Origin of the sequence: Bacteroides sp. D1 (assembly GCF_000157095.2) — a bacterium.
In the GTDB taxonomy this organism is placed as follows: domain Bacteria; phylum Bacteroidota; class Bacteroidia; order Bacteroidales; family Bacteroidaceae; genus Bacteroides; species Bacteroides xylanisolvens.
This window is the reverse complement of the sequence record NZ_JH114350.1, coordinates 78,504-93,502: the sequence shown is the minus strand read 5'-3', so window position 1 is coordinate 93,502 and position 14,999 is coordinate 78,504. Positions and strand designations below refer to the sequence as shown.

The 14,999-nt window shown below is 44.1% G+C and carries 5 protein-coding genes; all 5 read left to right on the top strand.

Annotated elements, in window-relative coordinates:
- Positions 1-186 precede the first annotated feature (186 nt).
- The 5 genes from BSAG_RS04465 (at position 187) to BSAG_RS04485 (ending at position 14,948) form a co-directional block, all read left to right on the top strand.
- Positions 187-3,486 carry a glycosyl hydrolase gene (locus BSAG_RS04465; protein ID WP_008771022.1) on the top strand — a complete coding sequence of 1,100 codons (3,300 nt, stop codon included), beginning with the start codon at positions 187-189 and terminating at the stop codon, positions 3,484-3,486.
- 116 nt (positions 3,487-3,602) lie between these two features.
- Complete coding sequence (locus tag BSAG_RS04470) at positions 3,603-5,036, top strand: sialate O-acetylesterase (RefSeq protein ID WP_008771023.1); 1,434 nt, start codon at positions 3,603-3,605, stop codon at positions 5,034-5,036.
- Positions 5,037-5,069: 33 nt separating this feature from the next.
- Entirely contained in the window at positions 5,070-7,421 is a 2,352-nt protein-coding gene (locus tag BSAG_RS04475) for a DUF5703 domain-containing protein (protein WP_008015823.1), read from the top strand.
- A 312-nt stretch (positions 7,422-7,733) separates the two neighbouring features.
- Positions 7,734-10,388 carry a glycoside hydrolase family 2 protein gene (locus BSAG_RS04480; protein WP_004314324.1) on the top strand — a complete coding sequence of 885 codons (2,655 nt, stop codon included), beginning with the start codon at positions 7,734-7,736 and terminating at the stop codon, positions 10,386-10,388.
- A 129-nt stretch (positions 10,389-10,517) separates the two neighbouring features.
- The gene (locus tag BSAG_RS04485) at positions 10,518-14,948 is read left to right on the top strand and encodes a two-component regulator propeller domain-containing protein (RefSeq protein ID WP_008771025.1); all 4,431 of its coding nucleotides are present in this window, start codon (positions 10,518-10,520) and stop codon (positions 14,946-14,948) included.
- Positions 14,949-14,999 lie beyond the last annotated feature (51 nt).

Below are 14,999 nucleotides of genomic sequence, written 5' to 3'. Positions count from 1 at the left end.
ATATGAAATACCGCCTGTGAAGGTCGTCTATTGTTTGTTTTGTTTGTGTGGTGCACCTTCTTCCGAGAGTAGGAAAGGAGGTGCACCTTTTTTTGATTAAAGTTGTTATATTCCGATCTCATAAGCTAATAGTGAGTACAAAACAGAGTGATTTTCGTCTTTACTTTAGTAAAAATATAGACTGGAATGAAAAGCCGACTGAAACAACGAATATTTGCACTTTCTCTATTAGCATGGACAGCCGTATGCCCTGCCGATGCACAGCAAACACGCTCGCTTCGCGATCAATTCTTAAGTCCTTCCGATGAAGCAAAACCCTGGACCTTTTGGTATTGGATGTATGGCACCGTGTCTAAAGAAGGCATTACAGCCGATTTGGAGGCAATGAAACATGCCGGATTAGGAGGTACTTATCTGATGCCGATTAAAGGTATTCATGAAGGCGCCCAATACGATGGCAAGGCGCAGCAGCTAACTCCCGAATGGTGGGAGATGGTGCGTTTCAGCATGGAAGAAGCAGATCGTTTGGGACTGAAATTGGGAATGCACATCTGTGATGGTTTCGCATTGGCGGGAGGCCCCTGGATTACTCCTGAAGAATCTATGCAGAAAGTGGTTTGGAGCGATACGATTGTAAACGGAGGAAAGTTGATGGCTATTCGCTTGCCACAACCGGAAGCCTATGAAAATTATTATGAAGATATTGCATTATTCGCTTTGCCGGTAGAAGACGCAGCGGACGAGATGCAGGCAAAAATTACCTGTGTCAATCTAGCCACGACAGGAAATATAAAAGCAGCTCAAACAGTGAATATGGATGCGGCGGGAGTGATCCGTTCTTCATATCCCTGCTATATCCAGTATGAATACGGACAACCTTTCACTTGCCGGAACATCGAAATCGTTTTAACTGGTAATAATTATCAGGCACACCGCTTGAAAGTAATGGCCAGTGACGACGGAGTGAATTATCGTTTGGTTAAGCAGTTGGTCCCTGCCCGTCAGGGATGGCAGAATACGGATGAGAATTCAACTCATAGTATTCCTCCGACTACTGCCCGTTTCTTCCGTTTCTACTGGACTCCTGAAGGGAGCGAACCGGGAAGTGAAGATATGGATGCTGCCAAATGGAAGCCCAATCTGAAAATAAAAGAATTACGCCTGCACCGGGAAGCCCGTCTGAACCAATGGGAAGGAAAAGCCGGACTGGTATGGCGTGTTGCTCAAGCGACTAAAGAAGAGGAAGTCGGGAAACAGGATTGCTATTCACTTTCACAAGTCATCAATCTAACAAAGCAATATACCGGTCATTCGAATGGAAAAACATTGACCGCCACTCTCCCCAAAGGAAAATGGAAATTACTTCGCATGGGACATACAGCTACCGGGCATACCAATGCGACAGCGGGAGGTGGAAAAGGATTGGAATGTGATAAGTTTAACCCGAAAACGGTACGGAAGCAATTCGATAACTGGTATGCGCAGGCATTTGTAAAGACCAATCCCGAAATAGCTCGTCGTGTACTGAAATATATGCATGTCGACAGTTGGGAATGTGGCAGCCAAAACTGGAATAAACGTTTCGCTATTGAATTTCAGAAACGTCGTGGCTACGATTTGATGCCTTATCTACCTCTATTGGCAGGTATTCCGATGGAAAGTGTCGAACAAAGTGAAAAGATTCTGCGAGACGTACGTACTACCATATCAGAACTCGTCGTAGATGTGTTCTATCAGGTATTGGCGGACTGTGCAAAAGAATATGATTGCCAGTTCTCGGCAGAATGTGTAGCTCCGACGATGGTAAGCGATGGTCTACTACATTATCAAAAAGTAGATCTTCCGATGGGTGAATTTTGGTTGAACAGTCCCACACATGACAAACCGAATGATATGCTCGATGCTATTAGCGGAGCACATATCTACGGAAAGAATATTATTCAGGCTGAAGGATTCACCGAAGTGCGTGGCACGTGGGATGAATACCCCGGAATGTTGAAAGCCTTGTTGGATCGTAATTATGCATTAGGAATCAACCGCCTTTTCTACCATGTATATGTACATAATCCCTGGCTGGACCGCAAGCCCGGCATGACATTGGATGGCATCGGACTTTTCTTCCAACGGGATCAGACCTGGTGGGATAAAGGGGCAAAAGCCTTTTCCGAATATGCTACCCGTTGCCAGTCGTTGTTGCAATATGGGCATCCGGTAACAGACATCGCAGTCTTTACAGGTGAAGAAGTGCCGAGGCGTTCGATATTACCGGAACGATTGGTTCCCTCTCTGCCGGGAATCTTCGGTGCGGAACGAGTGGAAAGTGAACGCATCCGTCTGGCCAATGAGGGACAGCCTTTACGTGTACGCCCGGTAGGTGTTACCCATTCAGCTAACATGGCTGATCCGGAGAAATGGGTGAATCCGCTTCGTGGATATGCATACGATAGTTTTAATAAAGATGCAATCCTTCGTTTGGCGAAAGCAGAAAACGGACGAATAACGTTGCCGGGTGGAGCAAGTTATAAAGTGTTAGTACTGCCTCTTTCACGTCCAATGAATCCCGAACCTGTATTGTCATCGGAAGTGCAGAAGAAAATCAATGAACTAAAAGAAGCTGGCATTTTGGTACCTTCTTTACCTTATACAGAAGAAGATTTTTCCGTGTATGGCTTGGAACGTGACATGATCGTGCCGGAAGATATCGCCTGGACACATCGTCGTGGCGAACTTGGTGAACTCTATTTCGTCGCCAACCAAAAGGACGAAACACGCACGTTTACTGCAAGTATGCGTATTAACGGTAAAAAACCGGAATGTTGGAATCCGGTGACGGGTGAGATGAATATTCATCCTTCCTATCATATCAACGGAAACCGGACGGAAGTTACTCTCACATTGGCTCCTAACGAGTCCGTATTCATCGTATATCCTGCGGAGGGAGTAGATGAAGGCTATGGAGAGTCCTCTCTCCAACTGCAAAAGGAGAAAAAAGACACCTCCAAAGCCCCTTTAAACATAGCTTTGGAGGCAAAGGAATATACTATAACTTTTGCAGCTAACAAAAAAACGCTCACACGAAAAGAACTTTTCGACTGGAGCCAAGAATCGGACGAACAGATACGTTATTATTCGGGGACAGCGACCTATAAAACCACTTTTCGCTGGAAAAATAAACCGAATAAAGACCAACAGATTTATCTGAATCTGGGAACAGTTTATAATTTGGCAACTGTTCGTGTGAATGGTGTAGATTGTGGCACAATCTGGACAGCTCCTTATCGTGCAGATATTACAGGTGCCTTGAAAAAAGGAATTAATGAGCTTGAAATAGAGGTTACAAATACATGGGCGAATGCACTGGCAGGAGCTGATGAAGGAAAAGCGCCGTTTGATGGCATTTGGACTAATGCAAAATATCGCAGGGCAGAGAAAACGCTGCTTCCGGCAGGATTACTCGGACCTTTGAGTTTTTCTACCACAGAATAAAATAGATTTTTAAGGCACGGATTACGCGGATTACACGGTTTATGAGAATCGTATTACATAAAGTAACAGCGCAATCCATGTAATCCGTGCCCAATTCATTATAATATAGCTAAAGTATGAAAAGTTCAATTATTAAAACAGGTACAATGTTGGCAGGTTTTCTGCTTGCTGCCTGCCTGTCAACACACGCAGAAGTAAAGCTACCGGCTATTTTTTCTGATGGCATGGTGATGCAGCAACAGACCAATGCAAACCTTTGGGGGACAGCGACTCCTCATAAAAAAGTAACAGTGACCACTAGTTGGAATGGAAAACAATATGCAGCAACAGCAGATAAAAATGGGGCATGGAAACTGACAGTAGCTACTCCCGAAGCGGGAGGCCCTTATACTGTGACCTTTGATGATGGAACCCAAAAGACACTGAATAATATTCTGATAGGCGAACTTTGGCTTTGTTCCGGACAAAGTAATATGGAAATGCCAATGAAAGGCTTCAAAAACCAACCGGTAGAAAATGCCAATATGGACATTCTTCACAGCAAGAATCCGCAAATCCGTCTGTTTACGGTGAAACGTACTTCTACATTCACTCCGCAGAATGACGTTATCGGTTCGTGGAAAGAAGCTACTCCGGTTAGTGTCCGTGAATTCAGTGCAACAGCCTATTATTTCGGGAGACTGGTAAATGAAATATTAGATGTTCCGGTCGGATTAGTTGTAGCAGCCTGGGGTGGTTCCGCCTGTGAAGCATGGATGACAGCAGACTGGCTGAAAGCCTTCCCGGAAGCAAAAATACCTCAAACGGAAGCCGACATAAAATCTAAAAACCGTACTCCGACCGTGCTTTATAACGGTATGTTGCATCCATTAATCGGTATGACCATGAAAGGAGTGATTTGGTATCAGGGTGAAGATAACTGGAATCGTGCCCATACGTATGCTGATATGTTTACCCGATTGATTAACGGTTGGCGTGCCGAATGGAAACAGGGAGATTTTCCTTTCTATTATTGCCAGATAGCTCCGTATGATTACGGGATTATTACCGAAAAAGGAAAGGAAGTGATAAATTCGGCATATCTCCGGGAGGCACAGGCAAAAGTTGAACATCGTGTAGCTAACAGCGGTATGGCTGTATTACTGGATGCAGGAATGGAAAAAGGTATTCATCCCGCAAAGAAACAGGTTGCAGGTGAACGTCTGGCACTTCTGGCTTTAACTAAAACGTATGGAGTGGAAGGCGTGAATGGCGAAAGTCCTTATTATAAAAGCATTGAAATAAAGAACGATACCGTAGTTGTCAGTTTCGAACGTGCCAATATGTGGATCAGCGGCAAGAACTGTTTCGAATCGAAAAACTTTCAGGTAGCTGGCGAAGATAAAGCTTTTTATCCGGCTAAAGCATGGATAGAACGTAGTAAGATGCTGGTGAAAAGCGATAAAGTACCGCACCCGGTAGCTGTTCGATATTGTTTTGAAAACTATGTGGAAGGAGATGTATATTGTGACGGATTGCCTTTAGGGTCTTTTCGTTCGGATGATTGGTAATCGTAAATAGACAAGGTAAAATATGAAAAATATATGAAGAGATTTTATCTGATTATAACCATACTGTTTGTTGGCGTGTCGGCTCTTTGGAGTCAGCATGCCAATGTCATTTGGAATACTCCCAGTCGTAATTCTTCTGAATCTATGCCCTGTGGCGGTGGAGATATCGGGATGAATATATGGGTAGAAGACGGTGATGTTATGTTCTATGTGAGCCGTAGCGGCACATTCGACGAAAACAACTGCCAGTTAAAACAAGGGCGTGTACGTCTCCGCCTGTCGCCCAATCCTTTCAAAGACGCTAAAGATTTTCGTCAGGAGTTGAAGTTAAAAGACGGATATGTAGAAATCGCGGCAGGAAACACGCAGATACAATTTTGGGTAGATGTTTTTCATCCAGTTATACATGTAGAGGTAACAAATGCACAACCGTTGCAGACTGAAGTCTTTTATGAAAATTGGCGCCATCAGGAACGACCTGTCAGAAAAGGAGAGGGTCAACAGTGTTCCTACAAATGGGCTCCCCCGAAAGGTACTGTGACGGAGGCCGACTTTATTTCTTTAGACAAAATTACTGATTCAACAGGAAAGGCTGAAACAAATAGGACTTCAATAAAGAGGAACCAACTTCTGTTTTATCATCGCAATCCCGAACAGACCGTTTTTGATGTAGTTGTAGCTCAACAAGGAATGAACGAAGTCAAATCTCAAATGATGAATCCTTTGAAAAACTTGACTTTCGGAGGAACTCTTTTTGGCGAAAACTTAGAATTTGCAGGCACTGCGGATGATGTATATGCCGGCACAGACTATCGTGCCTGGAAGTTTCGTTCTTCCAAAGCAGCCCGGAAAGAACATATCTGTATTGTGTTACATACAGACCAGACAGAAACAATAGAAGAATGGGAGCAGGGACTACAAACTGCTTTACAAAGAATAGTCCCCAAAGGCAAAGTTTCATCGAAAACTATCATACAGGATAAAAAACAGACACGTTCGTGGTGGAATTCCTTTTGGCAACGCAGTTTTATCGAAGCAGAAGGGGAAGCAAAAGAAATAACCAGAAACTACACCCTTTTCCGCTATATGCTGGGATGTAATGCTTATGGCAGCGTACCGACTAAATTCAATGGCGGACTATTTACCTTTGATCCTTGCCATGTCGATGAAAAACAATCTTTCACTCCCGACTACCGGAAATGGGGAGGTGGTACGATGACTGCACAGAATCAACGTTTAGTATACTGGCCGATGCTGAAAAGCGGAGACTTTGATATGATGCCTTCCCAGTTTGATTTTTATAACCGCATGTTGAAAAATGCAGAACTGCGAAGCCGTATATATTGGCAACATGATGGAGCCTGCTTTAGCGAGCAGATCGAAAATTTCGGTTTGCCGAACCCCGCAGAATATGGTTTCAAACGACCAGACTGGTTCGACAAAGGATTGGAGTATAATGCCTGGCTGGAATATGAATGGGATACGGTTCTTGAATTCTGCCAAATGATATTGGAAACAAAGAACTATGCAAATGCTGATATTACCCCTTATTTACCTCTGATCGAAAGTTCGCTGACATTCTTCGACGAACATTACCAGCAACTAGCTTCCCGCCGAGGACGGAAAGCGTTGGATGGCAACGGACATCTGATTCTTTTCCCGGGTTCTGCTTGTGAAACATATAAAATGACCAATAACGCAAGCAGCACCATCGCCGCCCTGAAAGTGGTATTAGAAACATACGGAGAGAAAGAGGAGATGCTAAAAGCAATACCTCCGATTCCATTGCGATACATAGAAATAAAAGATACGTTGAATCCGACTATTGCTCCGGTCTTGAAGCAAACAATTTCGCCCGCCGTAAGTTGGGAACGAATTAATAATGTTGAAACGCCACAACTTTATCCAGTGTTTCCATGGCGTATTTATGGAGTAGGAAAGGAGGATCTGGATATAGCCCGTAATACCTACTTTTATGACCCGGATGCCATCAAGTTCCGTTCGCATACCGGATGGAAACAAGATAATATATGGGCTGCCTGTTTAGGCCTGACCGAAGAAGCAAAGAAACTATCTTTAGCCAAATTATCGAATGGACCGCATCGTTTCCCCGCATTTTGGGGACCGGGATATGATTGGACACCCGATCACAACTGGGGAGGTAGCGGCATGATAGGACTTCAGGAAATGCTATTGCAAACCAATGGAGAACAAATACTCCTTTTCCCGGCATGGCCGAAAGAATGGAACGTACATTTCAAACTTCATGCTCCGGGCGAAACAACAGTAGAAGCCACTCTCAAAAACGGAAAAGTGACGGACTTGAAAGTTTTACCGGAAAGTAGAAAAAAGGATATTGTTATAATGATTGAAAAGGAAAAATGATAATTTTGCGGAGTGCCCTGAAAGGGCTTAATTATATAGCGTAGGGCAACGCCCTACGTAAAAACGACAATCTGAATTTGCGCCCTGAAAGGGCATAATTGTATACGGTTCCGCCCTTTCAGGGCTTGTGGCTGGTGTGTTTTTTTCGTAGGGCGTTGCCCTACGCTATATAATTAAGCCCTTTCAGGGCATCCCAATAAATATATAATTGTAAGGCTTTCAGCCTAACCGATAAATTCTCATTTAACTGCAAAATTCCCATTTTAACCGATAAATTCCCATTTAACGAATGAAATATATAAATAAAGAATTATGAATAAAAGACCATTTATCATCTTATCAGCTTTTCTGTTGCTATTTTCCTTGATAGAAAAAGGGCAGGCTACAGAAACTTACCGTCCCGAGACATCGGTTGCCGGATTCATCCAGCTTCCCGGTAGCGGGCGACAAGTCTATAATTTCAATCCGGGATGGCGCTTTTTCAGAGGCGATGTCCGGGGAGCAGAAGCGGTAAACTTCGATGACCGTTCCTGGAACGTCGTTTCCACCCCTCATACCGTAGAGTTGATGCCGGCCGAAGGAAGCGGATGCCGCAATTATCAGGGACCGGCCTGGTACCGTAAACACTTTGTCCTCCCCGCCGAAACAAAAGGGCAACGGGTAGTGCTTCATTTTGAAGCAGCTATGGGCAAACAGATTCTCTATCTGAATGGTAAACGCATTCAGGAACATCTGGGAGGTTATCTGCCTTTTACTTTAGACTTGACCGCCAATGGCGTACAAGCCGGAGACTCCTGTCTGCTCGCTGTTTTCACGGACAACAGTGATGACAAATCCTATCCTCCCGGAAAACGTCAATATACATTAGACTTTGCTTATCATGGTGGCATTTACCGTGATGTATGGATGATTGCCAAATCTCCGGTAGCTATTACTGACGCTATTGATTCACAAATCGTTGGCGGTGGAGGTGTCTTCGTTCATTTTGATAAGATCAGTGAAAAGAGTGCGCAGGTATATGTAAACACCGAAGTTCAGAATGACGACGCCCGTTCCGAGTCAGTCACTGTAGAAACGACTTTGACAGATGCGGATGGAAAAGTAATCAAACGCAGTTCAGGAAAACTTTCTTTAAAGCCGGGAGAGAAGAAATCCATCCGTCAACAGATGGAAGTAAAGAATCCTACTCTTTGGTCACCGGATACACCTTATTTATATAGGGTACAATCACGTATTAAAAAAGGAAATAAATCCATTGACGGAGGCATTACCCGTGTCGGTATTCGTCTGGCAGAATTCCGTGGTAAAGACGGATTCTGGCTGAATGGCAAACCTTTCGGACAACTGGTAGGAGCCAATCGCCATCAGGATTTTGCATACGTAGGCAATGCTTTGCCGAACTCACAGCAATGGCGTGACGCCAAACGTCTGCGTGATGTCGGATGCACCATTATTAGGGTAGCCCATTATCCCCAAGACCCTGCCTTTATGGATGCCTGTGACGAGCTCGGTCTGTTCGTGATTGTCGCTACTCCGGGATGGCAGTACTGGAACAAAGACCCGAAATTCGGAGAGTTGGTTCATCAGAATACCCGCGAAATGATTCGTCGTGACCGTAATCACCCTTCCGTACTGATGTGGGAACCCATCTTGAATGAAACCCGCTATCCGCTCGATTTTGCCTTGAAAGCTCTTAAGATTACCAAAGAAGAATATCCCTATCCGGGACGTCCGGTAGCTGCTGCCGATGTCCATTCGGCCGGAGTGAAAGAGCATTATGACGTTGTTTATGGCTGGCCGGGTGATGATGAAAAGGAAGACAAGCCGGAGCAATGTATCTTTACCCGTGAATTCGGGGAGAATGTAGACGACTGGTATGCTCACAACAATAATAACCGTGCCAGCCGCAGTTGGGGAGAACGCCCGTTACTGGTACAGGCTATGTCCTTGGCAAAGAGCTATGACGAGATGTACCGCACGACCGGTTTATTTATCGGTGGCGCCCAATGGCATCCGTTCGACCATCAGCGTGGTTACCATCCGGATCCTTATTGGGGCGGTATTTATGATGCTTTCCGTCAGAAGAAATATGCGTATGAAGTATTTCGCAGCCAGTCGCCGGCCAGCCTCCAACACCCATTGGCAGAATGTGGCCCGATGATATTCATTGCTCATGAAATGTCACAGTTCTCCGATAAGGACGTAGTTGTATTCACAAACTGTGATTCAGTCCGTCTTTCTATTTATGATGGAACGAAAACCTGGACAAAACCGGTGGTTCATGCCAAAGGGCACATGCCGAATGCTCCCGTTATATTCGAGAATATCTGGGACTTTTGGGAAGCACGCGGATATAGCTATACTCAAAAAAACTGGCAAAAAGTGAACATGGTTGCCGAAGGAATCATCGACGGAAAAGTGGTATGCACTCAAAAGAAAATGCCTTCCCGACGTTCCACCAAACTACGTCTTTATGTAGATACTCAAAAAGTGAACCTGATAGCTGATGGCTCCGACTTTATCGTCGTAGTTGCTGAAGTAACCGATGATAGTGGAAATGTGCGCCGTCTGGCAAAAGAGAATATCGTTTTCACGGTAGAAGGTGAAGGAGAAATCATCGGAGATGCTACTATTGGCGCTAATCCCCGTACGGTGGAGTTCGGCTCCGCTCCGGTGTTGATTCGTTCTACCCGGAAAGCCGGAAAAATAAAGGTGAAAGCCCGCGTACAGTTTGAGGGCACTCAAGCTCCGACAGCTACTGAAATTGAACTGGAAAGCGTTCCTGCAGAACTTCCTTTCTGCTATGAGGAACAGACTTATGAAATACAAAGGACAACACCATCCACTCTCAATGCAAACCCGGTCAAGGGATCATCTGAAGGAAAAGTGCAACTGACAGAGGAAGAACGCCAACGGGTGTTGGATGAAGTAGAACGTCAACAGACTGAATTTGGAACTGAAAAATAGTACGATAAAGTGATTAGCAGGTTAGTGATTAGCGGGGTGACCTGCCAACTTGTTTTTTATATGTTACTAAAGCACTATTCAAAAAAAAAGACTATCTTTGAGTACGTTTAATTCCAATTATAGCCATCAATGAGAAAACGGAATATTCTAATACTATTACTATCCATGATAGGCATGTATGCTTTTGCCTATCCAAATATGATTGTAGAACACTACACGGCTGAACGTGGTTTGCCTAATAATATCGTAAACTGTACATTAAAAGGACAAGACGGATTTATCTGGTTTGGTACCTGGTATGGACTATGCAGCTTTGACGGAAGTAAATTCCGTTCCTACGATAATCATGACGGCTTTTATTCCACAGATATTCCGCCGCGTAAAATTCAGCGTATCGTAGAAGATAAGAATGGTTTTCTGTGGATTAAAACTATCGACCGTAAACTCTATCTGTTCGATAAACGGCATGAGAGCTTTCATGCCGTCTACGACGATGTGAAAGAATATTCCGAAAACATTCAGATTATCAAAATTCAGACGACCGAAGAGGGCGACGTGTTGTTGCTGACAAAAGATAAAAGTCTTTTGCGTGCGTACACCGACAAGGAAGGTAAAATAACGATGAAACAATTGCATGATTCGCGTCCTAACGTGAACGTGTACGACATGCGTCTGAAACACAACATATTCTGCGAAACAGCCGAATTTATCAATTGGATCGGTATGGATTATCAGATTCTGTCCCTACGGAAAGGGGAAGCGCTGAAAGACAAACCTGCCGACTTTATACAGAAAAAAGTATCTGCTAACCCGGATCAGTTTACTTGTGCCTCCTATAATTCTAAATTCTTATGGTTGGGAGACAAGAAAGGCCACATTTATAGCATTGATCCGCAAAACGGAGTGGTCAACCGTTACGAGATACCGGAAATCAAACAGCCGGTTTCTAATTTGCTGGTAACGGAATCCGGTCTGATGTACATTACCACTAACGAAGGAGCATACGAGTACAATATCGGCTACAAACAGTTGACCAAGCTCCCTTTTACCATTCCCGAAAAGGACAATGGAATTATATTCTATGATAAATATGATAAGGTATGGTTTCAGGAGGGTAACCAGGCATTGACCTATTATGATCCCCTGAACAGGAGCCATCACCGCTTTACATTCCCTAATCAGAACGCAATCGGCAATTTTGAAATGCAGGATGCCGGCGAACAAGGCATGTTCTTTATGACTCCGGGAGGGGAAATTCTTCTATTCGACAGGGAGAAACTGGAAATGACCCGTATCAACCAATTGAAGCCTTTCTCCGACGATCTTCCCAATCAGCTTTTCTTCCATCTTCTGCTGGATAAAGATGGCATCCTTTGGCTGGCATCTACGAGCAGCGGAGTATACAGGCTTAATTTCCCCAAGAAGCAATTCCAACTGCTGACAGAAGTTTCTCCATCTCCGGTGGTACCCGAGAGATCGACTTCTTGGAATCAGGGAATACGTGCTCTCTTCCAGGCGCAAAATGGGGATATTTGGGTAGGAACCCGCTGGCAAGCCCTGTATCGCCTGGATCGTAACGGACAAGTGAAACAAATCTTCTCGGATAAGAACTATCTGTTAGGAGCCGTATATCATATTATGGAAGACAAAGACGGTAATCTTTGGTTTTCCACCAAAGGAAACGGGCTTGTTAAAGCCGAACCGGACATGAATTCACCGCACGGGTTGCGTTTTACCCGTTATATCAATGACCCCAAGAATCCGAATTCTATCAGTAACAACGATGTGTACTTTACCTATCAGGACAGCCAGGGGCGCATTTGGGTAGGATTACTGGGAGGAGGTCTGAATCTAATTTCCGAAGAGAACGGAGCAATTACCTTTATCCATAAATACAATGGCTTGAAACAATATCCTGCATACGGTCTTTATATGGAGGTGCGTACCATGACGGAAGATGAAGACGGACGTATTTGGGTAGGAACAATGGATGGCCTGATGTCTTTCGACGGACATTTCACTGCCCCCGAACAGATCCAGTTTGAAACGTACCGACAGGTCAGCGAAAATTCAAACGTAGCGGATAACGATATTTATGTACTCTACAAAGATACTGATTCGCAAATCTGGGTAAGTGTATTCGGAGGCGGTTTGAATAAATTAGTCCGCTATGATAAAGAAAAGCGTGAACCGATCTTCAAATCATACGGCATACGCGAAGGAATGAATAACGATGTAGTCAAATCCATCGTAGAAGATAAAAACGGTAACTTGTGGTTTACAACGGAAATTGGCTTGTCCTGCTTCAATAAGGCTACCGAACAGTTTCGTAACTACGACAAATACGACGGTTTCCTGAACGTAGAACTGGAAGAGGGTAGTGCCCTCCGTACCTTGAATGGAGATTTGTGGATTGGTACCCGGCAGGGAATCCTGACATTCTCTCCCGACAAACTGGAAACATTGCATACGAACTACGATACACGTATTGTTGACTTTAAAGTTTCCAACCGCGATCTGCGTAGTTTCCGCGAATGTCCGATTCTGAAAGAATCCATCACATACGCCAAAGCAATCGAACTGAACTACAATCAATCCATGTTCACGATTGAATTTGCCGCATTGAATTTCTATAATCAGAACCGGGTATCTTACCGATATATACTTGAAGGATATGAAAAAGAATGGCATTATAACGGAAAGAACCGTATCGCTTCTTATACCAACGTACCTCCCGGAGACTATACATTCCGTGTAGAAACCGTAGATGAAGCCAATCCGGAGCTGGTTTCCAACTGTACATTGGCTATTACTATCCTTCCACCGTGGTGGTTGAGCTGGTGGGCAACCCTTATATATGTAATTCTAGGTTTGGCAGCTCTCTATTTCAGCCTGCGCCTGGCTTTCTTCATGCTTAAAATGAAGAATGATATTTATATCGAGCAGAAGGTATCAGAGATGAAAATCAAGTTCTTTACCAATATCTCCCATGAATTGCGCACTCCTTTGACATTGATAAAAGGCCCGATACAGGAACTAAGAGAACGCGAAAAGCTCTCTCCGAAAGGATTGCAATATGTGGATCTGATGGAGAAGAACACCAATCAAATGCTGCAATTAGTGAATCAGATCCTTGATTTCCGGAAGATTCAGAACGGCAAGATGCGTTTGCATGTGTCATTAATTGATTTTAATGAGATGATAGCTTCTTTCCAGAAAGAATTCCGGGTACTTTCCGAAGAAAACGAGATCAGTTTTACTTTCCAGTTGCCGGATGAACCGATTATGGTATGGGCGGACAAGGAAAAAATGAGCATTGTTATCCGCAACATCATATCCAACGCATTCAAATTCACTCATTCCGGAGGAAGTATTTATATAACTACCGGATTGACAGACGATGGTAAACGTTGTTACGTACGGGTGGAAGATAACGGAGTAGGTATTCCACAAAATAAACTGACCGAGATTTTCGAACGATTCTCGCAAGGAGAGAACGCGAAAAACTCCTATTATCAGGGCACTGGTATCGGATTAGCACTTTCAAAAGAGATCGTCAATCTGCATCACGGACAGATTCGTGCCGAAAGTCCCGAAGGACAAGGAGCGGTGTTTATTGTAGAACTCCTGATGGATAAAGAGCATTACCGCCCGTCGGAAGTAGATTTCTATGTGGGAGATACGGAGACAGCCCCTGTTTCGGTAGAACAAGATCCTGTTGCAAATGCCATATCCGAAGACGGTACGGAAGAAGAACCGGAAATCGACGCTTCATTACCGACCCTTCTGTTGGTGGAAGATAACAAAGACCTTTGCCAGTTGATAAAGCTTCAGCTGGAAGACAAATTTAATATCCATATTGCTAATAACGGAGTGGAAGGTTTGAAGAAAGTACATCTGTATCATCCGGATATTGTGGTGACCGATCAGATGATGCCCGAAATGGATGGGCTTGAAATGTTGCAATCCATCCGCAAAGATTTCCAAATCAGTCATATCCCTGTCATTATCCTGACTGCGAAGAATGATGAAGACGCCAAGACCAAAGCGATCACTTTAGGGGCGAACGCCTACATCACCAAACCTTTCAGTAAGGAATATCTGTTGGCACGTATCGACCAGTTGCTTGCCGAACGGAAACTGTTCCGTGAACGAATCCGTCAGCAAATGGAAAACCAGACGACGACCGAAGAAGACAGCTACGAACAATTTTTGGTAAAGAAAGACGTACAGTTCCTCGAAAAGATACATCAAGTCATTGAAGAAAATATGGACGACAGTGACTTTAACATTGACACCATAGCATCCGGTATCGGATTGAGCCGTTCGGCATTCTTCAAGAAACTGAAGAGTCTTACCGGCCTGGCACCCGTCGATCTGGTAAAAGAGATTCGTTTGAATAAATCTATCGAGCTGATTAAAAATACGGATTTAAGTGTTTCCGAAATTGCTTTTGCTGTCGGATTCAAGGATTCGGGATATTATAGCAAGTGTTTCCGGAAAAAATATAATCAGTCCCCTCGCGAATATATGAATGAATGGCGGAAAGGAGAGAGATAACCGATTACAAAATGCTTTCTTAATCGTCCTTTTAGAAACCTAATTAAGATT